At 31.1% G+C, this 22,032-nt stretch carries 21 protein-coding genes, 2 tRNA genes and 1 pseudogene; 6 read left to right on the top strand and 18 right to left on the bottom strand.

The genetic code is table 11. The features are described 5' to 3' along the window. Positions 1-126: 126 nt before the first annotated feature. The 3 genes from J8L88_RS09980 to J8L88_RS09970 all read right to left on the bottom strand — a co-directional run bounded on the left by J8L88_RS09980 (position 127) and on the right by J8L88_RS09970 (position 5,207). Positions 127-1,395: a hypothetical protein gene (locus J8L88_RS09980; protein WP_118388981.1), complete on the bottom strand. Its 1,269-nt coding sequence runs from the start codon at positions 1,393-1,395 to the stop codon at positions 127-129. A gap of 394 nt (positions 1,396-1,789) precedes the next feature. Then, on the bottom strand, positions 1,790-4,420 hold the full coding sequence (locus tag J8L88_RS09975) for an AsmA family protein (RefSeq protein WP_118388982.1): 2,631 nt from the start codon (positions 4,418-4,420) through the stop codon (positions 1,790-1,792). Positions 4,421-4,499: 79 nt separating this feature from the next. Next, entirely contained in the window at positions 4,500-5,207 is a 708-nt protein-coding gene (locus J8L88_RS09970; protein ID WP_371813638.1) for a queuosine precursor transporter, read from the bottom strand. Between the two features lie 110 nt (positions 5,208-5,317). Here J8L88_RS09970 and folK point away from each other — a divergent pair, with 110 nt between their 5' ends. Then, positions 5,318-6,445, top strand: coding sequence for a 2-amino-4-hydroxy-6-hydroxymethyldihydropteridine diphosphokinase (gene folK, locus J8L88_RS09965; RefSeq protein WP_211060674.1), 1,128 nt, complete (start codon positions 5,318-5,320; stop codon positions 6,443-6,445). A gap of 1 nt (position 6,446) precedes the next feature. On the opposite strand, the gene J8L88_RS09960 is transcribed toward folK, so the two are convergent. From J8L88_RS09960 to J8L88_RS09950, 3 genes are all read right to left on the bottom strand, one after another. After that, the gene (locus J8L88_RS09960) at positions 6,447-7,760 is read right to left on the bottom strand and encodes a dipeptidase (protein ID WP_211060673.1); all 1,314 of its coding nucleotides are present in this window, start codon (positions 7,758-7,760) and stop codon (positions 6,447-6,449) included. An 18-nt stretch (positions 7,761-7,778) separates the two neighbouring features. Beyond that, positions 7,779-8,315: an RNA methyltransferase gene (locus J8L88_RS09955; protein WP_211060672.1), complete on the bottom strand. Its 537-nt coding sequence runs from the start codon at positions 8,313-8,315 to the stop codon at positions 7,779-7,781. Positions 8,316-8,378: 63 nt separating this feature from the next. After that, a complete protein-coding gene (locus tag J8L88_RS09950) occupies positions 8,379-8,747 on the bottom strand; it encodes a four helix bundle protein (protein ID WP_211060671.1) in 369 nt (122 codons plus the stop codon). A 167-nt stretch (positions 8,748-8,914) separates the two neighbouring features. Here J8L88_RS09950 and J8L88_RS09945 point away from each other — a divergent pair, with 167 nt between their 5' ends. The 4 genes from J8L88_RS09945 (at position 8,915) to J8L88_RS09930 (ending at position 11,899) form a co-directional block, all read left to right on the top strand. Beyond that, positions 8,915-9,052 (top strand): hypothetical protein, encoded by a 138-nt coding sequence (locus tag J8L88_RS09945; protein ID WP_158594424.1) that lies wholly within the window; start codon positions 8,915-8,917, stop codon positions 9,050-9,052. Continuing rightward, entirely contained in the window at positions 9,039-11,630 is a 2,592-nt protein-coding gene (gene mutS / locus J8L88_RS09940) for a DNA mismatch repair protein MutS (RefSeq protein WP_211060670.1), read from the top strand. Before J8L88_RS09945 ends, mutS begins: the two co-directional genes overlap by 14 nt. Before the next feature lie 96 nt (positions 11,631-11,726). Further along, positions 11,727-11,798: transfer RNA gene (locus tag J8L88_RS09935), tRNA-Gly, on the top strand. A 17-nt stretch (positions 11,799-11,815) separates the two neighbouring features. Beyond that, positions 11,816-11,899 (top strand) — tRNA-Leu (locus J8L88_RS09930). A 636-nt stretch (positions 11,900-12,535) separates the two neighbouring features. Here the strand turns inward: J8L88_RS09930 and J8L88_RS09925 are convergent. The 12 genes and pseudogenes from J8L88_RS09925 to J8L88_RS09870 all read right to left on the bottom strand — a co-directional run bounded on the left by J8L88_RS09925 (position 12,536) and on the right by J8L88_RS09870 (position 19,318). After that, positions 12,536-12,775 (bottom strand): hypothetical protein, encoded by a 240-nt coding sequence (locus J8L88_RS09925; RefSeq protein ID WP_211060669.1) that lies wholly within the window; start codon positions 12,773-12,775, stop codon positions 12,536-12,538. An 82-nt stretch (positions 12,776-12,857) separates the two neighbouring features. Further along, the gene (locus J8L88_RS09920; protein ID WP_211060668.1) at positions 12,858-13,010 is read right to left on the bottom strand and encodes a hypothetical protein; all 153 of its coding nucleotides are present in this window, start codon (positions 13,008-13,010) and stop codon (positions 12,858-12,860) included. A 498-nt stretch (positions 13,011-13,508) separates the two neighbouring features. After that, the gene (locus J8L88_RS09915) at positions 13,509-14,072 is read right to left on the bottom strand and encodes a DUF5004 domain-containing protein (RefSeq protein WP_211060667.1); all 564 of its coding nucleotides are present in this window, start codon (positions 14,070-14,072) and stop codon (positions 13,509-13,511) included. A gap of 282 nt (positions 14,073-14,354) precedes the next feature. Further along, the gene (locus J8L88_RS09910; protein ID WP_211060666.1) at positions 14,355-14,930 is read right to left on the bottom strand and encodes a hypothetical protein; all 576 of its coding nucleotides are present in this window, start codon (positions 14,928-14,930) and stop codon (positions 14,355-14,357) included. 110 nt (positions 14,931-15,040) lie between these two features. Next, positions 15,041-15,352: pseudogene (locus tag J8L88_RS09905) on the bottom strand (DUF6678 family protein); the annotation flags it as partial. Between the two features lie 29 nt (positions 15,353-15,381). Continuing rightward, the gene (locus J8L88_RS09900) at positions 15,382-15,780 is read right to left on the bottom strand and encodes a hypothetical protein (RefSeq protein WP_211060664.1); all 399 of its coding nucleotides are present in this window, start codon (positions 15,778-15,780) and stop codon (positions 15,382-15,384) included. Between the two features lie 25 nt (positions 15,781-15,805). Next, on the bottom strand, positions 15,806-16,366 hold the full coding sequence (locus J8L88_RS09895; RefSeq protein WP_211060663.1) for a hypothetical protein: 561 nt from the start codon (positions 16,364-16,366) through the stop codon (positions 15,806-15,808). Between the two features lie 51 nt (positions 16,367-16,417). After that, on the bottom strand, positions 16,418-17,860 hold the full coding sequence (locus J8L88_RS09890) for a hypothetical protein (RefSeq protein ID WP_211060662.1): 1,443 nt from the start codon (positions 17,858-17,860) through the stop codon (positions 16,418-16,420). 26 nt (positions 17,861-17,886) lie between these two features. Next, positions 17,887-18,213: a DUF6678 family protein gene (locus J8L88_RS09885; RefSeq protein ID WP_211060661.1), complete on the bottom strand. Its 327-nt coding sequence runs from the start codon at positions 18,211-18,213 to the stop codon at positions 17,887-17,889. Positions 18,214-18,221: 8 nt separating this feature from the next. Then, on the bottom strand, positions 18,222-18,470 hold the full coding sequence (locus J8L88_RS09880; protein WP_211060660.1) for a hypothetical protein: 249 nt from the start codon (positions 18,468-18,470) through the stop codon (positions 18,222-18,224). 27 nt (positions 18,471-18,497) lie between these two features. Then, positions 18,498-19,046 carry a hypothetical protein gene (locus J8L88_RS09875; RefSeq protein WP_211060659.1) on the bottom strand — a complete coding sequence of 183 codons (549 nt, stop codon included), beginning with the start codon at positions 19,044-19,046 and terminating at the stop codon, positions 18,498-18,500. Positions 19,047-19,060: 14 nt separating this feature from the next. After that, the gene (locus J8L88_RS09870) at positions 19,061-19,318 is read right to left on the bottom strand and encodes a hypothetical protein (RefSeq protein WP_211060726.1); all 258 of its coding nucleotides are present in this window, start codon (positions 19,316-19,318) and stop codon (positions 19,061-19,063) included. A gap of 774 nt (positions 19,319-20,092) precedes the next feature. Here J8L88_RS09870 and J8L88_RS09865 point away from each other — a divergent pair. Next, on the top strand, positions 20,093-22,006 hold the full coding sequence (locus tag J8L88_RS09865) for a T9SS type A sorting domain-containing protein (protein WP_211060658.1): 1,914 nt from the start codon (positions 20,093-20,095) through the stop codon (positions 22,004-22,006). Positions 22,007-22,032: the final 26 nt, after the last annotated feature.

The raw sequence follows: 22,032 nt of genomic DNA, 5'->3' as shown, positions 1-22,032 counted from the left end.
CTCTGGTCAAAAAGAATATTGTTTTTAGTTTGAGCAAAACTGGTAGTAACTATAAAAAGGAAAAAAAATATTTTAGTAATCGATTTCATCATTAGGTTGTTAAATAATTATAGCGTAAATTTTATTTTACTGCATTACTGTGTAACTATCACGTGCTTGTTTTAATGTAAATTCTGGGTTTTTATTGTCTAGAGGTTTCTCAAATAGATCAGAAACATTTCTAAACTGTGTTGTAAACATATTATATTTTAATAATTTCTGCGCTTCTGATTTTGGTTCTAAATTGGTTAAAACATTTGCATCGTGTACGTTAAAGATACTATTTTCTAAAGAAAATGAATTAGCTAACTCAGTAAAAGATCTATAAGAATTGTCAAATTTTACCACATTAGCAAATCCCGATATTTTTGAATCTAGAAAATTTAGTTGTGCTAAATTTTTTGAAGAAATCGCAGCAGTAGTATGTTGGTAATTGCTGTTGTCAGAGAGATTAATTAAAGTAGCCTGCGAAATTTTTACATAAGAGAGTTTTTTAGAGGTCAACCCTAATTTTTTATCATATCCATCTATCTCAATTGCATAAGATCCACTAACATCTGATATATAAGGGTGTCTAACGGCTACAATATTATATAATTCTCCTCTATATCCTAAGGTAAAATCATAATCGTCATCCTTGGCTTTATAAGAAATTAGATTATTTATATTAAATGTACCTCCGAAAAATTCAAAAGAATCATCGGCAGAATGGCTAATCATAATGTTGTTTAGAATAGATTTCTTTCCTAAAGCATACAGAGATAATCCATTTAACTCTTTTGATTGATTGATTTTTTTTCCTGCATACTCAATTCTCACATAAGTCATAATTGCAGTCATTTCTTGATCATCGTTTCCTCCATATAATGAATAATGAGGAAGAAAATCTCCTTCAATAATTCCTGCTTCTGATGGAGAGTTTATAATCCCAGATCCCGCAATTACTATTCCTCCCCAATCTCCGCTTTTTCTCGCTTTAGGAGATTTGCTAGATGTAAAAACTATAGGTTGCCCCTTAAGTCCGCTTGCTATTAGTTGCGATCCTTTAGTAATTACTAAGCTTGTAGAGGTTTCATTATCACATCTAATAATTGTGCCTTCTTGAATAGTTAGCGTAGCTCCGTTGGTTACATAAGTATTACCAGACAATAGGTATACTGAATCATTTGATAAATAAGTGTCTCTATCAATGATATTGGGAATGTCGCTATCAGGTTCTGGATATGCTTCGTGATTAGGGTCAAAGTTGGTCCATCCTTTTGTCCATTTCATAGGATTATCATTCATTGCGTTTTGAGATGATAAAAACAAAGGGAAAAATATAAGAAATGCAAGGGGGAAAATAGCTGGTTTCATAACTTTTTGCGGGGTTTATTTTTCGGGTAAAATTATAATTATAAGAATTAGAGGTATTGGATCTAACTTTACTAAATAGTTAATCCAATTTTAACAAATTTATTGTGCGACAACCATTATTTCTTTAATGAAATAACTTTTTAATATACGAGATATCGTTTGCGAAGTTTTAATATTTTGATTTTAAAAGGTTTATAAATATTGCTATATCCAATTAAAATCCCATGCTTTTTTGTAGTTTTCCCAGTACTAATGTACTAAGAAATAAACATAAAAAAAATTTATTACTAATGATGGTTAATTCCAATAGTAATTTTTATGCAAAATGGAGTATTAGCACATTATAATTAAAAAAATGATAAGAATCTTCTATATAGGATAGATAAAAACAAGTTTAATTCTTAGTTCCTGTTGTGTCTTTTTTCTTTTTCTTGCCCAGAAAACCTCCTAAAATATCTTTGGCTGCATCTTTTAATTTATCTTCTGGTTTGTCCGTAGTTGTTTTTGTTGAGTCTTTATCTTTTTTAGAACCACCTAATAAATCTGTAAGTACCTTAGTTCCTTCGTTAACGATTTTACCGGTTGCTTTTTCCTTCTGTTTGTCTATAATTTGTTGTGTAAGTTGCTTAACTGCTGTACCAGTATTAAGATTGATTTTCGGGTTCGAAAAATTTCCTGATATTCCAATCGGAAGTGCTACTGTCATGTCTTTAGATTCTTGATCGCTAAGTTTAGAGAGTAATCCACCAACTTCGTTACCTAAATATTTTGCAGGGACATCCAATGATACGTTATAATCCATGTTCATATCAAAACTGTGACTTCCTCCTGCAGTTATTTTAATACCTTCTATATCAAAATCGAATGGCTTTACATTGATTTTTCCATCATCGAAACTAAGAGATGTCTTAATGTCTTTTAAGTCTAGCTTGTCTAGGTCTAAAAAATTTAACTGACTATCTAAGTTAGATAGTAGTGGTGTTTGCGCAGTGTTTACTTTAGCATTTAATATTTCTGCTAGTGCATTTCCTTTTACAGAATTAAGAACTGGAGTAAGATCATTGTTTAGGTTACCATTTATATTGATTTGTGTTGTTAATGCTCCTGTTAGTGCTTTTGCGATCGGTGCTAAACCTTGCAATAGCTCTAGGCTTGAAAATGATTTCGCAATATTTATTTTACTTAGATCTAGATTCATCCCAAAATTCGGAGTTTCGGATTTAGTAGATACTTTCCCATTAAACGCTAATCCACCATCAAAAAGGTTAGATGTTACGTTCTGTAAATATGCTGTTTCGTCATTTATTTTTACACTCCCTTTGGTATTTCGTAATTCTAGATTATCGTAAATTACTTTTTTTGCATCAAAATTCAACGTAGCATCAATAAAAGATGGGATTTTAAGAGGGTCACTTGATGTTTCTTCTTCAGTCTGTTCTTCAGCTGTTTCATTTCCAGCGACCATAAAATCATTTACCGCAAAAACTTCGGAAGTAACATCAAAGGTTCCTTTAAGATCTTGTTTAGAAAATAGAAACCCCATTAAGTTGTTTATAGTTCCCTGAGCAGCAAGATCCGATTTTCCTGTAGTCACTTGCATTTTATCCAGTGTAATGGTCTCTGGTTTAAAATTTACATTTGCTTTTTCTATGTTTATCTCACTCGGTAATTCTGGTGATGCATACGTAAACTTATCCAAACTAATGGTTCCAGCGCTTTTTACGTTTTGATATTGTTCTTTTTCTAAAGATAGCATATCAAATTTCGTATTTACATTTGCCTTAAGTATTCCATTAAGTTGTTGTTCTAGTTCTAAAGGATATGCTTTATCCAAATTAGCAAGATTTAAAGTCCCGTTTACTGCCATATCCACAATCATATTTGTAGTAACATTTCTTAGGCTTCCTTTGGCAGCAAAAGTATCTTGGTCAATTTTAAAAGTAAGATTTCCGATGTTAACATAGATGTCATCTGCTAAACCAGTATCATTTTTTATTTGAGTATCGATATTAATGTTTTGAACACTCTTTGGAAGATCTGGATACTTAAAAGAAGCATTGTGAGAGGCAATTTGGATATCCATTTTTGGGATATATACATCATCAGCTTTTCCTTTAATAACACCATTAACCGAAAAATCTCCTGTGGTTTGTACGCCATCTAGGTTTTTAGCATAGACTTCTGGTATAACCGCTAGAAAGTTTTTAAAATCTGAAGTTGGTGTTTTAAAACTAAGATCAACGTCGGTGTATTTCTCAAATAATTGTACAAATCCTTCGAATTCTAATGGCAATTGATTTACCAGTGCTTTATTTTCTTTAAAAGCGTATCGTTGATTTTCTAGATCTAGTTCTAATTCTGCGTCAAGTTTTAGTGCGTTTTTATTCAGGTATTGGGTGTCATCTAAGCTGAAAGAGACTTCAGAACTAGATTCAGTGTCTAATATAATATTTTCTCCAGATAGAGATCCGTCACCACTATGATTTACATTAGTCATAAGTAAAGCAATCTTTCCTACATCATCTTTGTACAATAGCTTACTGTTATTTATTTCATAATGATCTAATTCGAAAGTAAAAGAACCTCCTTCTTCGTTATCGGTAGTTTTTGTTTCTCCTGATTCTTTTGCTATATCAAAATTGGAATTCCCTAAAGAGTCTGTTTTTATAGCAATATTGGCTTCGTCGATTATGAATTTTTGAACACTAATAGCTTCTTCGGCGCCTTTAAAAAGTTCATTTATGGACATGTCCAGAGATATCTTTTTAGCATACGCTAGCGTATCTCCTTCAAAAGGAGCAAAATTAATAATAGAAAGCTCATCAATGATTACAGATGCTTTTGGAAAACTTCTGAGTAAACTAATGTCTACATCTGCAAAATCGACTTTTGCATTTACGTGTTCGTTTGCTAAGTATCGTATTTTATCTTTAATGGTTCCTCCAAAAAGTAAAGGAATAGAAATAACTGCTATTACAAGAATAACTATAAGAATACCGAAGATTTTGAGGGCTTTTTTAACCATTATGATTGCTTTTTGTGTAAAGTAACGATTTACAAAGGTACAATGTTGCGGTATTTGAGTTAACTATTTGTTAGATTTTTTAAATTTCTAATGCTAATTCTCCTCCTTGTTTTAATTTGAACCTTTTTCTTAGTATAAAAACACTTAGGTAAAGAATAGGAGTGTCTAATGCGGCTACTAATATTTTAAATAAAAAACCATTAAGTAAAAGTATTCCAAAACGATCCCAATCGATGATTTCTGTAGAGCATAATAATACCAGGACGGTAAGTGTGTCTATAAATTGCGAAGAAAATGTAGAGAAGTTATTTCTGATCCAAAGATGTTTTCCTTTCGTAACTTTTTTCCAAAAGTGAAAAACCTGAATGTCTATATATTGAGCAAAAAGATATGCCATCATCGATGCAAAAACAGCTATTGCGGTTGCACCAAAAACCTCTGTAAATGTATCGTCATTGATCGGTGACCAGCTGGTTGCAGGAACTTCTTTAGAAGCATAGATAATTAGTAGGGAAAAGAAAGAAGCAAAAATACCTGCGGTAACTATTTGGTTAGCTTTTCTTTTTCCATATACTTCACTAATAATATCTGTTATTAAAAAAGTAATAGGATACGGTAATATTCCAACAGAAATCTCGAAAGTATACACACCGAAAAAATCCCAATAAAAAAACTTCTGAAATATAAGGTTTGAGGCTACTAATGAGGAAATAAATAAAGCTCCAAGAATTAAGTAAATTCTGTATGCTACGATTTTGTCTTTTAGATTCAGAGGAGTGTTATTCAAAATACAATTAGTTCATAATACTTCGCGCAAAAATAAGGTGAAGTGGTTTTGTTTTCCTTAATTTGCTCTTAAAAATACGGAGTTATTATCAGAATATAAAAAACCCGAAATTGAAAACACCCAATCATATACATATTTCATTAGGTAGTAATATCGGAAACCGGTTAGATTATCTTCAAAAAGCTATAAGAGCTGTTTATCATACTATAGGTGATGTTGTGAAAATTTCTGGGGTTTATCAAACTCCAGCCTGGGGTTTTAGTAGTGATGATTTTTATAATGCTTGTGTCTTAATAAAGACTTTTTATACAACTGAAGAAGTTTTGGATAAATTATTAGAGATTGAGAACTCTTTAGGAAGAAACAGAACAGATAAACAAGGTTATGAAGCTAGAACAATAGACTTAGACGTTGTTTTTTCCTCTGAAGGAATTATACAAACTCAAAAGCTCGTGGTTCCACATCCATCAATGCAAGATCGGATATTTGTGTTGAAACCTCTGGAAGAAATATCAGGAGGATATGAACATCCGATTTTAGAACAAACAGTGAGTCAATTGTTAGAGAGTACTCAGGATGCATCCGAGGTAACAAGGGTAAAAGAGGTTATATTAAATCCAAAAGATGAATATTCATTATCTGCAGTTCAATATTTAACCATAGAAGGTAATATTGGTGCGGGTAAAACAAGTTTAGCTCATTTGATTTCAGAAGAGTTTAATGCAAAATTGGTGTTAGAGCGTTTTGCAGATAACCCTTTTTTACCAAAGTTTTATGAGGATATGGAGCGATACGCATTTCCTTTAGAAATGTCCTTTCTAGCCGATCGATATCAGCGATTGCAAGATGATATTGGTCAGTTTGATCTTTTTAAAGATTTTGTGGTAAGTGATTATGATGTTTTTAAATCACTGATTTTTGCTCAAGTAACGCTTCAGGAAGATGAATATAAATTGTACAAAAAGGTTTTTGATATAATGTACAGAGATTTACCTAAGCCAGGTCTCTATGTATATTTGTATCAAAATACAGAGCGTTTGCTAGAAAATATTAAAAAAAGGGGACGTGATTATGAACAGAAAATCCCTGCCGAATATCTGGATAAAATCAATAAAGGGTATTTGCGATTTATAAAAGCACAGTCACACCTTAATGTTAAGATTATAGATATATCCGAAAGGGATTTTATTTCAAACAGATTAGATTATATCTGGATTCTAGATCAATTGAAGGATTAAATTATCCTTTTTGAAGATCGCTAGCAACTTTTTGAACTTCATCCAATACACGAAGTAAGTTACCGCTCCATAATTTTTCGATCTGGACTTCGGTATATCCACGTTTTACTAGTTCTAGGGTTACATTAAAAGTTTCTGAAGCATCACTCCAGCCTTCAATTCCACCACCACCATCAAAATCAGAGCTAATACCTACGTGTTCTATACCAATTTTATCAACCATATAATCTATGTGATTTACAAAATCTACAACATCAACAGCGGGAGGAAGATCATTCATTGTTTTAACTTTAGCTCTTCGTATCGCGGCCATTTTCCCTAAAAAGTCGTAATAAGTCTCTTTTTCTTCAGAACTAAGATTCATTACTTCTTCTCGTTCTAGCCAAGTTACTCCCATAGAATCAGCTATCTGTTTACCAATTTCTACTTCTTTAACGACTCTCTTTTCAAACTTTTCTGTATTTAGATACGAAGTAAAAGCTACTGTCTGAACAACACCGCCATTTTCTTTTAACCATTGTAGTTGTTCATCATCTAGATTTCTACTGTGATCACATAAAGCTCTAGCTGATGAGTGAGAAGCTATAATTGGAGCTTTAGAAAGTTCGATCATCTGGCGCATAGATTCTTTTGATGGATGAGACACATCAATCATAATACCCCATTTATTCATTTCTACAATAACTTCTTTTCCAAGATCACTTAGTCCGTTATGTAACCAAATGTCGTCCGCTTCACCCGTATTAGAATCACACAGTTGACTATGACCATTATGGGATAATGACATATATCTGGCACCAAGGTCATAAAACTTTTTTACATTGCTGATATCGGTTCCGACAGGATATCCGTTTTCAATACCTATCATAGCCACTTTTTTACCTGATTTATGAATGCTGCGTACATCATCAGAATTCCTTGCTAATGCTATTTGATCAGGAGCTAGAGTGTCAACTAATCGATGGATGGCATCAAATTTAGACATAGCGATTTCATGGGCCTTTTTAAATCCTTCTGTATTTAATGAATCCTGACCTGTGTATACAATAAACCAAGCAACATCTAAACCACCTTTTTTCATTTTAGGTAATGTAATCTGAGAGTTTAAATCTTGCGTGTAATTAATAGAGTCGGTAAAGTTTTTTATGTTAATATCACAGTGAGTGTCTAATGTAATGACATTTTTATGTATTTCTTTTGCCTTGGAGATTAGTTGAGCCTCTGTCATGGATTCTTCTTTTTTAGGTTCTTCTTTTTTTTGGTTGCAACCAATTAAAGTTAAACAGATGGCCAGTAGTATAGAGATGTGTTTCATTATGAAATAATAATTGAGTTAGTGAGCCTTAAACTTACAAAACAAATCCCAAACTACTACTCCAGTACTAACCGAAATGTTTAGAGAGTGTTTACTACCATACTGAGGGATTTCTATAACACTATCACTTGCAGAAACGACCTCTTGTTGAACACCTTTTACTTCGTTCCCAAAAATCACCGCATAGGTTTGATTAGGTTCTGGTTTAAAATCATGTAGCATAGTAGCATTTTCTGCTTGCTCTATGGATAAAATCTTTATATTCTCAGATTGTAATTTAATAACTAAATCCATAGTGTCTTCTATGTGTTCCCAATCTACAGTTTCTGTTGCTCCAAGGGCGGTTTTCTGAATGTCTTTATGTGGTGGAGTAGCAGTAATACCGCATAAATATATCTTTTTAACTAAAAAAGCATCTGCAGTTCTAAAGACAGATCCAATATTATTGAGACTTCTAATATTATCTAGAATGATTATCAAAGGAGTTTTTTCTGCTTCTTTGAATTCAGCAACCGTTTTACGATCAAGTTCGCTATTTTTTAATTTTCTATTCATTTCTAAAAGTTTATAGTGCCTAGTTGGCAATATGCAGTAAATGTTTTGTGTTAATGATTTAATCTATTCTTTGACACCAAACTTTTGGGGGTTGTTAATCATATAATTTATTAGATTTCCTACTTCTAAACTCAGCGAAATGAGTTGGTCAAAAGTTTTTTGATCAATATACTTACAAGCTAAAGAAAATTCAAGCCAAGTCTGAGTCTCTGCATTTTCCGAATCGCAATCTGTTAGTTTACTTATAAAGTGTTTAGGATATTTTCGTTTTCTATATGATTCAGAAATATTTGCAGTTACACTTCTCGAAGATCGTCTTATTTGATCAATAAGGGAGTATTTTTCTTCTTTAGGGAAGTTTTTTGTAATCTCAAATATTTTCATAGCCAAATCAAAAGATTTTTTATATGCTAGTAGATTTTTAAAATCCATATTTGTTTTGAAGTTTTGTCAAAGGTATAATTTTCCTCTTTTGCATATTATATAATATTAATAGAACTACGAAGAGGTTTTGGAATGTTTATGCTCTAGATTTGGTTTTACACTGCCGACTGGAAACTTAATACTGCCAACTGCCTTTAAATAAATTGTGAATAAAAATGAATAACTCCTGTTGGTTAGGTTTCAAAAAAAAATGGAGAATACCTACATTAGCCACAGTAGAAAAATTAGATACTCTTGGCACCAAAAAAAGTAAAAAAAGAAAAGAAAGTAACACCGCTAATGAAGCAGTATAATGCTATTAAGGCTAAATACCCGGATGCATTATTACTATTTAGAGTAGGTGATTTTTATGAGACTTTTGGAGAAGATGCTATTAAGGCAGCAGCGATTCTTAATATTGTACAGACCAAGAGAGGTAATGGAAGTGAGCACGAAACTGCATTGGCAGGATTTCCGCATCATTCTCTAAACACATACTTGCCTAAATTAGTTAAGGCAGGAGAAAGAGTGGCAATCTGTGACCAATTAGAAGATCCTAAGCAGACAAAAACGATTGTAAAAAGGGGAGTGACTGAATTAGTAACTCCTGGAGTTGCTCTAAATGATGAGGTATTACAGAGTAAAACTAATAATTTTTTGTGTGCGCTGCATTATGGTAAAAAAGAATTAGGTGTTGCATTTTTAGATGTTTCTACAGGAGAGTTCCTGACTGCTCAAGGCGATGTAGCACAGATGGATAAATTACTACGTAATTTTAGCCCAAGTGAAGTGTTAATACCTAAACCTAAAAAACAGGCTTTTCAAAATGATTTTGGAAATGATTTTCATACTTTTTTTCTAGAAGATTGGGTTTTTAAAACGGATTATGCAAATGAGACATTAAATGCTCATTTTGAGACGACATCTCTAAAAGGTTTTGGAGTAGATCATTTACAAGAAGGTGTTATAGCGGCAGGGGTAATTCTTCATTATTTAGGAGAAACGCAGCATCATAAATTACAACATATTACTTCCATACAACGGATTGCAGAGGATGAGTATATATGGATGGATCGTTTTACAATTCGAAACTTGGAATTGTATAACCCTAATGCGGTAAATGCTGTAACATTAATAGATGTTATTGATAAAACAATTTCTCCAATGGGAGGACGTACACTAAAACGTTGGTTAGCTTTACCACTTAAAAATGTAGTTAGTATTCAAAAACGTCATGAAGTAGTTCAATACCTTTTAGATAATGGAACACTACACCAGAAGGTCCAACATCAGATTAAACAAATTGGAGATATTGAACGTTTGATTTCTAAAGTTGCTACAGGAAAAGTGAATCCTAGAGAAATTATTCAATTAAAAAACTCTTTAGAAGCAATAGTTCCCATAAAAGCGCAAGCAACTAATAGTGATAATGAGGCCTTAAAAGTAATAGGGGATACCTTGCATGATTGCGAATTGTTGCGGAACAAAATAAAAGAAACGCTGAATGAAGAAGCTCCTGTAAATATTCTGAAAGGTAATTCCATAGCGGATGGTTATTTAGACGAATTAGATGAATTACGTTCGATTGCATTTTCTGGAAAAGATTATCTAGATAAGATGTTAGAGCGGGAAACAGAAGCTACCGGAATAACTTCTTTAAAAATAGCCTCCAATAATGTTTTTGGGTATTATATCGAAGTACGTAACACCCATAAAGATAAAGTTCCTGAAACTTGGATACGGAAGCAAACACTGGTTAATGCAGAACGATATATCACAGAAGAGTTAAAAGAATACGAAGCTAAAATTCTTGGAGCCGAAGAAAAAATTCTAACGCTAGAACAACAGTTGTTTAGTGATTTAATTATTTGGATGAATGAGTATATCAAGCCGGTGCAATTAAATGCTAGTTTGATCGGACAATTGGACTGTTTATGTTCTTATGCTCAATTAGCTGAAGAAAACAACTATACACGTCCGTTGATAGATGATTCCTATACGCTAGAAATTAAAAATGGACGTCATCCAGTAATTGAAAAACAATTACCACCAGGAGAACAGTACATAGCTAATGATGTTTCTTTAAATAAGGAAGATCAGCAGATGATTATGATTACGGGACCTAATATGAGTGGTAAGTCTGCAATATTGAGACAAACAGCCTTAATCGTCTTATTAGCACAAATGGGAAGTTTTGTTCCCGCAGATGAGGCTAAAATTGGAGCCGTAGATAAAATATTTACTAGAGTAGGAGCAAGCGATAATATCTCTATGGGAGAATCCACGTTTATGGTAGAGATGAATGAAACCGCAAATATTCTAAATAATATATCCGATAGAAGTTTGGTATTGCTTGATGAAATAGGTCGTGGTACAAGTACCTATGATGGAATTTCTATTGCTTGGGCGATAAGCGAATTTCTTCACGAACATCCAGCGAGACCTAAAACCTTATTTGCTACGCATTATCATGAGCTTAATGAAATGTGTGAAACCTTTAAGAGGATTAAAAATTACAATGTAGCAGTAAAAGAATTAAAAGATAATGTATTGTTTCTTCGTAAACTAGTTCCTGGAGGCAGTGAGCATAGTTTTGGAATCCATGTAGCTAAGATGGCAGGAATGCCTCAACAAGTGCTACATAGAGCAAATAAGATGCTAAAGAAGTTAGAAAAATCACATAGTAGCGAGGAGCTTACGGATAAGATAAAAGGGATTCAGGAAGAGGATGAGCTACAATTAAGCTTTTTTAACCTAGATGATCCACTATTGGAAGAAATTAAGGATGAAATTGTAAATATTGACATTGATACGCTTACTCCTGTAGAAGCTTTGATGAAATTAAATGAGATTAAACGTATGTTAACCAGGAAGAAAGCTTCTACAGTGTAAAGTTTTTTACACTTTTTTGCGAAAAGACTTTGGTATTACTAGAAATGTTTTAAATTTGCATCCGCAATAACGAATTGCGAAGTTCATAAAATTACTGCGAAAGTAGCTCAGGGGTAGAGCATCACCTTGCCAAGGTGAGGGTCGCGAGTTCAAATCTCGTCTTTCGCTCTGAGGAAATATACCACGCTCGGGTGGTGGAATTGGTAGACACGTTGGACTTAAAATCCAATGTCCATTAGGACGTACGGGTTCAAGTCCCGTCCCGAGTACTTAAAGCCTTCTTAATCTTTTGATTTTGAAGGCTTTTTTGTTTTTAAGCGTTTCTTGTTTTGAAAAAAATACCTTAGTTCGATGGCTACAACTTTGAGAGAAATGCACTTCGATAAGTTAGGTAAGGCTTTCAAGAACAGAAGACCCCAACATTGGCAGTTTACTAGACTTTAGTTGTATAACTTCTTCCTTTCAGAATAGCTAAAAAAATATTTACTACAAAAATGATTTGTCCTATGCTGATAATCAAAATAAAGAGCCAAATAGATGAATTGGGAACATTAGAGTTTGTATAGTAGCTTTTGCCTAAAAAATAGTCTCCTAAAAGTTCTTGGATGTTATTTATCAAGATAATTCCAATCGTAAAAATTAAATGTAAGAGATTTAATAAGGTTGCAGTTTTAAAATTGAAACGTTCTAACAACCAATATGTAAAACCAGTTAGGCCAAAAAGGATACTTATTAGGGTTATTAATTGTTGCCGTGAAAAAACATAATAAGTGTCATGAATATTTATATCTAATGTTTGATCAACTTCATAATAGGAAAGAAGCAATAATAAGGGAATAATACCCCAGAAAAGTAAGTATGGTTTTTTTAGTAGTTTTAATAACATCTTATTTTAAATATATTGATTATTCATACATAGAAGCTCCTTTGATAATATCTGCAAATACTTTCCATTGGGCTTCATCTGCATTAATACCTTGATCTGTGTTTTTATAATATTGCTGAACAGCATCAGAATATCGTATCATAGCTTCTAAAAAATCTTCCATCTTATGGTTTTCCCAATTCTCTGGATGTTCTTGATACTCTTTTAAGAGACCTTCTAGAAAATTAATAAACTCTTTTCTACTGTGAATATCAATCATTCTGTATGTTTATATCGTTTATTTAGACTTATTTATATTTCTATTGAGTGATCATTACTTTATCCAACTATGGATTTAAAAATCACCCTCCTTCATTTGTTTCAAAAGATGATTCATTAATTGGAATACCAGGAAATTCAATAAATTTTCTAGTTCCGTGATCCCCGCCTTTAATTTTATTTGAAGACTGTTTATTAATTATTTCGAAATTTAAAGACTGATTTAATTTTATCATAGTATCTTATCTATAGTTATTTAATTGTCGACTTATTTTAACTTTTAATTAAAATACTATAAAATCTAGAATAAGATAAACGACGAATACAATTACTATAAACTGTTTATTTGATATTCCTAGTTTTAAAGCTTTTATAATTTTATCTGATAGCATTGAAATTATTAGTGTTACAAGTAATGCGATTAGAGTTTTTACCAATTCCGGATTTTCCTGAAGTATGTTCATCGTTTATTTAGACTTTTAATAATTCCTTTCATCATGTTTGGTTATTTCTTTCCAGGTATGTTTACATTTTAAACAATTGTACGTTTGTTGATTGATTCTTACAAAATTATAATGTGGATCATAACCTAAATCTTTTTTCTCTATAGTGTTGTAGTAAAAAAAGCTTGCGTTACATTTAGGACATCGGTTTTTATTTAGATACCAAACAAAATATACAATAACAATTACTACTAAAAAAAATATGATTAAGAATGCTTTCAAATTATCGTTTTATTGAACTTTTTGCATAAGAAAAATAACACCATTAGCTCCTTCAAAACCTATTCCATTTTCTATTAAAAACTCTATGTAATTTTTATCATCATCTGGAAAAGATAATTCAATTATGTCTAAACATAAGATAATTCCATTACTATTAAGAGGGTAATCGGTAATGGAATTATGTAATAGAGATATAAAATTTCTTCTAGGATCAAGCACTAATCCATAAGTTCCTCCTAGAACTACACTATTGATTTCCTCAAAATCATTACAGGTTAAATCTTTAGCTCTTATATTGAAGGAACTTCCTTCACTCATATATAATTGATCATCTAATATACAAGGATCTAACTCATTAAATAAATCAAAATTATTAATGCTATCGTTATTTAAATCTACTGACACATTTGATGTTATTTTTACAAATTTCCAAGTTCCTTGAATTTGAAGTACACTTGTTATTGGTATTTCTGTAGAGCCATCTTCTCGGGTTACAAGAGCTATCCCATCATCATTATTATTACAGCCAATTATGAATAAAAATAATACTATTATGCTTTTAGGTAAATTCATCGTTTATTTAAGTTTTATCTCTCATTATTTTCCACCTACCAAATCAAAAAAACAGAATTATGATAAGTATAATAAAAATAGTAAATAATATACCTACTTCAGAATTTGTTTGATCGTTTGAAAAAGCATCTTTATGTTTAAAATCAAAAGTTTTCCAAATATCAGTAAATGAAATTTTCTCGTTTTTAATTATTCGGTAGTATGTAAATCTTAATAGTGCGCCTATAAATTCAAGTACTATCATCGTTTTATTGAACTTTAATATTTAGTGTAAAAGGTGTTTTAATCCATTTTTATATTTTGTTGTGGCACGTATCTTTTATTCAATCTCCATTCAACATTATTGATATCCCATCCCAATAACCCATTCTTTTCACTCCAATAAAATTGACTAACCTGATTCCCAGTTTTGTTTTCATCATTCTCACCTAAAATTACTTTTACGTCTGAATATATAATTTGATTAATTTTCATTTCTGTATTTGGTATACTATCAAATTCAAACACAGTAAAGCTCGTTTTGTTTACATAGTTATGGTTGTCAGATTTGGTTCTTATATTTATTCTTAATCCTTTCCAATCAAATGCGAATATTTCGATTAAAAAATCTGGAATAGAATCTACGATTTTTGAACTATGATGTACTAAATCAATCCCATATTTTTCATATTTATTATGAAAAATTCTATAAGGAACTCTTTCTGTTTTATACCAACCTTTGTATGTTTTTAAACTAATTGTATCTTTTTTACTTCTATTCGATTCAAATACTAACACTTCATTTCCTTTGTACGGAATAAATTGATATTCCGTTTCTTGAATTTTGTATTTGGTTACACAAGAAATCAAAATCATCATGATAAAAATATTAATCAATATTAGAAAAGTCTTTTTCATATGTGCCGCAACAAAAATATAAGGGATGTATGTCCTTTGTATTCCATGTAATTTTATCTATTATAATCGTTTTATTGAACTTTTATTAATATTATTTTTTCTTGTATTTCATATTCCAGATCATGATGTTTTAGTATATCGCAAACATCCTGAGTATGATCATAAATTCTATTAGGAACTAATCTTCCTATATACCTATCTTCAATTGGATTTATTTGAATGTTTTCTAAATCAGAAAACGCAGTTAAACAACTAGAAACTTCTATATAATTGTTTGTTGGGCTCCAAATCCCTCCACTCCAATTACTAGCGTAATCCAAACTAAAAAGTTTCATACGAAATTCCCAAGGTTTTTCCCTGAATTCTCCAATCAATGCTAATAACTTATTGAACTTTTACTCTAAAAGCTAAATTAGAAATTTGGTGACTTCGTAAATATACCTGAAGCTCCCGTTTCATCAACTTCGTGTTCTGTTTTTTTTATGATACTTTGCCGCACAACGTTTTTTATTTCTACTTTTCTTGGAACTCTATTCCGTTGTATAAAACCTGACATTTTTTGATCTGAGGCTAATGATTTATATCTACTTTTAATATACGGTCTTGCGCTATCAGTTGGATTAAATTTCTCATTCAAATATTCAATCTCATCATCATATAATTCTCGTACATTTCCATCACTATTTACATATACATATTCAAATCCATTTTCTTGTGAACGCAATGGAATAAAATATCGCAAATAAACAATTCCTATGCCCAAAATAATTATTCCGATAACAGCTCCGATTGAAATAAATAAAATACTCATTGTTAATTATCGTTTTATTGAACTTTTAAATGTTATATGTGAATGCTTTATCTTTGGATCCATACCCAAGACAATCAAAACAAATCCCATGTTCATTATAATAATATTCTTTTAGATACCCAGTTCCTTTACATTTTGTGCAATTCTTCAAAATTGTAAATTTGTTTAAATGTTCATCTTGGTATATATAAATATCATCATTTTGATGAACTTGTTCATGACATTCTGAACAGAGAGTTGTTAATGCATCTAAGCTGTATTCCCAAGGAAATTTATCTTTTATATAGTATTTATGGTGAACATTTAGTACCACGTGTCTGGAACAATAAATAATTTGTTCTCCCATGTATTCCTTCTCGTACCAAGTTGGAGGGCGTTCATAAATCCCACAATCTTGACCGATATGCCAAGCTAACTGATTTGGTAATTCACCGCATTTTTTACATTGCCCCTTATCCCTTCTAACTATCTGATCCCTAAATTTTTTCCATTCATTAGTAAACAATAAAACTTTATATGACAGATATGATGTGTCAGACTCATTTATTATTTCAATTAAATCTCTATACTCAAATCTTTTTCCCATCGTTTTATTGAACTTTATTTGTTATGATATTTCACAGTAGCATCCATCAATTTATTGAGTTTTTATTTTGTCATCTAATGTATAGCTATAGTAAGTATTATATACATGTACTGGATCTGTACTTTCACTTAATAAATAGCTATTTTGGTATTCACCTAAAAACTTGAAAGGAGGTTTTTCAGGGAACGATATTCTAGGCATCATTTTAGGTTGTATTACTTTATCCGACCCTATATCAATTAATTCTATTGAATCTCTACTATATAAATTTTGAATTTTAATTTTCCCCATTGATAAAAAGATTTTTCTATTATTTTTAGGAGGAGAATAGTAACAATTAGATATCTTCAAATTACCATTGAGCCTAGAATAAAATAAAGCTTCATATCCTATGAATGAAGAGTTACGGATATGATTATTATTATCACTTTGTATAAATAAATGATCTTTGCTAAATTTAGTATTATTGTATGATAATCTAACTATAGAGTTTTCAATATCAGAATTGTTAAGATGAATTGTTGTTGGCTCATTAAAAAGGGCATCACCCACATCCCCATAAGATATAGGTTTTATGGATTCCGATTCTTTTAGAATTCCTACTTGAATATACGAATTTGAGATAAGGGTTTCTGATAAAACTATTTTTTTTGAAAGTGAGAAATTTGATGAAAGATTATCTACGATAGAATTTTCAAAAATGATTTCATTAGAAAAATGCATTGAAAACATTATTACATTCTTAAAATAGCAATTGCTGAATTTTATTTTATCAAGTTTAACTAAAGATCCTGAGGATAATTTCTCATTAACATTTAAACTATCTTTTTGATTAATTTTTATACGTTCTCCTAAAGTAATGTTTTTTAAAATCATACCAGAAAAATCACCATCAGCGAAAATAACAGACAAATCTTCACCACTAATTTTACTTTTAATTAAGCTGATAAATAAGTGACCTTTTTCGTAACTATATGGTTGACTTAAAGTATCATTCTCATAACTCCTGTAGGGTTTTAAAGAATTTGTGGCAGCTATTATTCTTCCAATTAACTGGTTAGATAATCTTCTTTCCTTGTCTTTTTTCAATTCTTCATCAACCCGATTTAATATCTCAGATATTTCAAACTGAAGAGTAGATCTTCTTTGTGCTTCCACTAAATAATTCTGATCTGTAATTTTTTGATTTTGATATTTTACCAAGTTATTTTGATCGACAATAAGTCCATTTTGTTGAATTAGAATTTTTGATTGCCAAAAAAGTAAAACTAACGATATAAGAGCAATAATTCCTCCACCTGTAGCGATTACTCCTGGGGAAAAAAACATTCTCCAAAAAAAAGATACAAAAACGGCTCTTCTCCTAGGGTCTCCTTTTGGATACTTATTACGATTAGAATAATTTCTAAGAATAGTTAGAGGTCTATGTTCTTGTTCTAATAATTTAGTCTCTAAATCCGAAATCTGTTTTTTTATCTCTTCTTGATCCTCCATACATTATAATACAGGTTTTAATCGTTTTATTGAACTTTTATCAATATTATTTTTTCTTGTATTTTATATTCCAGATCATGATGTTTTAGTATATCGCAAACATCCTGAGTATGATCATAAATTATATTAGGAACTAATCTTCCTATATACCTGTCTTCAATTGGATTTATTTGAATGTTTTCTAAATCAGAAAACGCAGTTAAACAACTAGAAACTTCTATATAATTGTTTGTTGGGCTCCAAATCCCTCCACTCCAATTACTAGCATAATCCAAACTAAAAAGTTTCATACGAAATTCCCAAGGTTTTTCTCTGAACTCTCCAATCAATGCTAATAACTTATTGAATTTCATGTGTCGTTTTATTGAACTTTAAAAATATTAGATTCAGAAAAAGGAATTATTGTTTCGTTAAGAGTTTGATCATAATCATCTATCTTAAATTTAAAAGAGCTACTATCTCTCCACATTATAGCGCTTAGTCTATTCCAAAACACAGTTATCATAACTTCTTCATCAGGATATGGGGTGCCACACACTACTATTTCAGGATGATTTTTGATTAATATAGATTTAACTTCTTCCACAATTTGATTTGTTCTTTCTTCCATGGTTTTAAAAGATTTATGATTATCGTTTTATTGAACTATTTTTTGTTGAAGATCTTCTAAGCCTTCAATTATTAAGTCTAGTTTTATTTCGTATGTTTCTTGCTTAGCTTGTTTTAAATGATCAATGTATTCCATTATTTTATTATGCTCTTCTTGTAGCATTTTGATTTCATCTTTTAAAAATTCTCTTAATTTGAAATTAGAATTAATAATTATTATCAATTTGAGGATGTCATTAAAAATTTGTTGATTTAATTGAGATTCATTACCAATGTTGTTCTTTCTTGCAAATATTACTTTAAGCAGTGTTGTAGTTGTTTCATAAACGGATATTTTCGTCTTTAAAATAGTCGGTTCTAATGAATACCTTATTTCTAAATCCTTTTTGTAATCCTCAATTTGTCTCAAATATTCAAGTTTAACAGACTCAACTTTTCTAGTGATATCTGCTATGTCTTGCTTGGTTGCTAAATTTTTACCTTTTGCTTTTAAAAAACTCTGAAAATACATCCAGGCTAAAGCGGCTATTACAAATAATAAATTCAAAATTAAGATTGTAACTTGATATGTAGTCATTTTTATTAATGATGTTATTTTTTCTTCTTTTTTGATGTCTTTTGAGCTAGAGTACTTCCAGCAGCAGATTTTGATGCTTTAGAAGTTCTGCCGTCTTTTAAAACTTTTGAAGCACTTGAGGCTGCTTTTTTTGAAGTTGTTTTTTTAGGTGCTTTAGTTTGAGACAAAGCACTTCCAGCTGCTGATTTAGATGATTTAGAAGTGTTTTTGCTTTTTAAAACAGATGAAGCTTTTTTTGCAACTTTTTTAGATGTGACCTTCTTTTTCGCCATAATTTTGGTTTTGCATTTTGTACAACAATGATATATGGAATATATATCCCATATATTTTCAATTAGTTTTAATAAAAACCACCCCATACCCGAAGAAATCTTCAGACATGGGGTGATTATAATTATTTGTTGCTTCTAAGTTAACTAAATAAAATTAATAGACTATTTTTTCCCTGAAATTTTATATACATTTTGTAATACACCTATTGCATATGAAATTTTGAGAAGGAATATCGATAAGAGATCTTTAGATAAAAAAAAGTTCAATTATATGTGAATTCGTAAACTTATAAAATGAACCGATTTATTGAACTTAATGGGCTTAGAGGCGGAATTTATGGGATCCCGCCGCATAGGCGGGATTAATTCAACTTACGGATTTGAGTGCGTCTTTCAGACTTCTCAAATTCGAGTTTCATTAAAACCACCATTTTAAAAGAACACATTTAGTAAGTTAAATAAAGTCTAATTCAAAATAATTACTTAGTTCGAATATAATGATTTCACATTCTGGTTTCGTACTCATCTCATTTCTGCTCTTCTTTTCTCCTTATTGATTCACTTATTTTTTGATGTATATCACTGATGATTTATTATGAAAAATCATCTATTTCAAAAAAAAATAAAAACCCAGGGTAACATTTAGATATAAACATGCTCTTCCTACCAAATAAGCAATTGTTTCTAGGTCTGATCAACCTGTATAATTTTTTGTGAAGCAAAACGCGGCAGCCGAAAAGCGTATGAGTAGGCATTTCTTTTAAAACTAATACAATGAATTTTAAAAATATTTTACTACTATTTTTTACAATAGTGTCGGTTAACTTGGGGGTAGCACAAAATCTTGTTACTAACGGAGATTTTTCTAATTACAATACAAATTGTAATGATTATAGTTTTGCGTTTACTACCACCAGCAATAATTGCGTTCCTAATTGGAACTCCTTTTCTGGGAGTCCTTCATTGCACGGCGTATCGTCTAATCCACATGCTTGGATGTGGTCAGGAGGGTCCACTAATCATTATGAAAGTATACAAACTCCTATCGCATTTGAGACCGGAAAATGTTATGCAGTTTCTTTTAAAGTAAGAACTAATGATAGAGGTAATCAAGATATAAGTGATCACGGTACTATAAATGTAAGAGCTGTTAATTTCCAGAATGGAACTATTTTGAATGAACAAACTATTTTTTCTAATACCATAGGCACATATTTAGGAAACAACTGGCATTTGGTTACAACTACATTTACACCTAATGCAAACTATGCTAGACTTTTAATAAATCCGCTATATACAGGAGGAGTAAAGCAGGCAGAAATGGCAATTGATGATATCGTGATCGAAGAACAAAATCTTGAAGTAGATTTTCATTTTGAGGATACTGATGCTAATACTAAAGATACTTTTTGTGATGGAGAGACAATTCTATTAAACGGAAGCGCTTCTCAAGGAGAGGTTCGTTATTTTATAGATGCATGGAGAAGACCAATAGGGAGTACGGGTAGTTTTCAGTATGTATCTGGATTAGGTTGGACTACAGGACAATTGCAAACAGTTAATTTAACGACTCTATTTGCCGGTAATAATGTGAATTTTGAAGCTGGATATGAATATGAAATCAAAGTAGCATTGGGTAATGATTGTATCGGATGGTTGCCTTTAACCAAGCGATTTACAGTATTGCCTAATGTAGGATTAGATTCTAATTTTATCATGAATACTAGCTGTGCTGGTAATGGAACCATTACAGTACAGGTAACAGCAACAAATCCAAATGCGTATCAATGGTGGGGATTATTCGAAACACCAACTTCTATTGCTAATGGAGGTACACAAATAGGACCTATCCAAGGTGGAACAACCGTAACGTATAGTGGACTGAGTAGGACTAAAAATTATTATATCAAACATGGAGTTTGGAAAGATTCTGATGAAAATTGTTATCCGTGGCAAGAAACTAGAAAAATTATTCCTAGTTCTGTTAGTTGGGCTGGATACACTACTGATTTTGCATTAAGTGTAAGTTCTAATTTTAATGGTCAGGTAAGTGTAAATGTGCAGGCAGATAGCAATCCAGTTTCAGTGTATCATGGATGGCAGGTGTATGATGTAAACCATAATGTAATCAGTGGATTTTGCTGTAATTCTGATGTGGCTTCTTTTCAAGGACTTTTAATAAATACTTGGTATTATGTGAAACACGGAATCTGGAATGATTGCAAAGAATGGCAAGAAACTAGAAAATATTTTAGAGTTCAGATACAAGAAAGTGAAAATAATATTGGAGGTTTTATTTTAGAAACTAAAGAGTATCCTTTTGAGCCAGATAGTGCTTATACCAAAGAAATTAATGAGTTAGTTAATTCGGGTGCTATTTATGAATTATATGAAGAATATGAAAGAGAGAATTCTTCAGATGATAAAGATACTAATCTATCTAAGTTAGAGATGTATCCTAATCCGGTACAGTCAGGAAATACACTTACCATTTCGGGATCTTTTAATGATCCAATTAAAAGTATAGAACTGGTGGAGCTTTCTGGAAAAAGTACCTCGTTATCTTTTTCAGTTCAGAAAGAGAATATCATTTTGGAGATTGATTCTAGGGTTTCTAAAGGAATGTATTTTGTTAGAATTATAAGAAATTCTGGTGAAGTAATAACCCAACAGTTAGCAATACAATAAAGATTTAAATCAACTTAAAATATAGA

Origin of the sequence: Aquimarina sp. MMG015 (genome assembly GCF_018100855.1) — a bacterium.
In the GTDB taxonomy this organism is placed as follows: Bacteria; Bacteroidota; Bacteroidia; order Flavobacteriales; family Flavobacteriaceae; genus Aquimarina; species Aquimarina latercula.
The sequence above is the reverse complement of the archived record's forward strand: the minus strand, read 5'-3'. Positions and strand labels throughout refer to the sequence as shown.

Coding starts and splice junctions, on each gene's coding strand:
- J8L88_RS09980 (WP_118388981.1), bottom strand. CDS start 1,395: ATGAAACCAGCTATTTTCCCCCTTGCATTTCTTATATTTTTCCCTTTG.
- J8L88_RS09975 (WP_118388982.1), bottom strand. CDS start 4,420: ATGGTTAAAAAAGCCCTCAAAATCTTCGGTATTCTTATAGTTATTCTT.
- J8L88_RS09960 (WP_211060673.1), bottom strand. CDS start 7,760: ATGAAACACATCTCTATACTACTGGCCATCTGTTTAACTTTAATTGGT.
- J8L88_RS09955 (WP_211060672.1), bottom strand. CDS start 8,315: ATGAATAGAAAATTAAAAAATAGCGAACTTGATCGTAAAACGGTTGCT.
- J8L88_RS09950 (WP_211060671.1), bottom strand. CDS start 8,747: ATGGATTTTAAAAATCTACTAGCATATAAAAAATCTTTTGATTTGGCT.
- J8L88_RS09945 (WP_158594424.1), top strand. CDS start 8,915: ATGAATAACTCCTGTTGGTTAGGTTTCAAAAAAAAATGGAGAATACCT.
- mutS (WP_211060670.1), top strand. CDS start 9,039: ATGAAGCAGTATAATGCTATTAAGGCTAAATACCCGGATGCATTATTA.
- J8L88_RS09925 (WP_211060669.1), bottom strand. CDS start 12,775: ATGATTGATATTCACAGTAGAAAAGAGTTTATTAATTTTCTAGAAGGT.
- J8L88_RS09920 (WP_211060668.1), bottom strand. CDS start 13,010: ATGATAAAATTAAATCAGTCTTTAAATTTCGAAATAATTAATAAACAG.
- J8L88_RS09915 (WP_211060667.1), bottom strand. CDS start 14,072: ATGAATTTACCTAAAAGCATAATAGTATTATTTTTATTCATAATTGGC.
- J8L88_RS09910 (WP_211060666.1), bottom strand. CDS start 14,930: ATGATGATTTTGATTTCTTGTGTAACCAAATACAAAATTCAAGAAACG.
- J8L88_RS09900 (WP_211060664.1), bottom strand. CDS start 15,780: ATGAGTATTTTATTTATTTCAATCGGAGCTGTTATCGGAATAATTATT.
- J8L88_RS09895 (WP_211060663.1), bottom strand. CDS start 16,366: ATGGGAAAAAGATTTGAGTATAGAGATTTAATTGAAATAATAAATGAG.
- J8L88_RS09890 (WP_211060662.1), bottom strand. CDS start 17,860: ATGGAGGATCAAGAAGAGATAAAAAAACAGATTTCGGATTTAGAGACT.
- J8L88_RS09885 (WP_211060661.1), bottom strand. CDS start 18,213: ATGAAATTCAATAAGTTATTAGCATTGATTGGAGAGTTCAGAGAAAAA.
- J8L88_RS09880 (WP_211060660.1), bottom strand. CDS start 18,470: ATGGAAGAAAGAACAAATCAAATTGTGGAAGAAGTTAAATCTATATTA.
- J8L88_RS09875 (WP_211060659.1), bottom strand. CDS start 19,046: ATGACTACATATCAAGTTACAATCTTAATTTTGAATTTATTATTTGTA.
- J8L88_RS09870 (WP_211060726.1), bottom strand. CDS start 19,318: ATGGCGAAAAAGAAGGTCACATCTAAAAAAGTTGCAAAAAAAGCTTCA.
- J8L88_RS09865 (WP_211060658.1), top strand. CDS start 20,093: ATGAATTTTAAAAATATTTTACTACTATTTTTTACAATAGTGTCGGTT.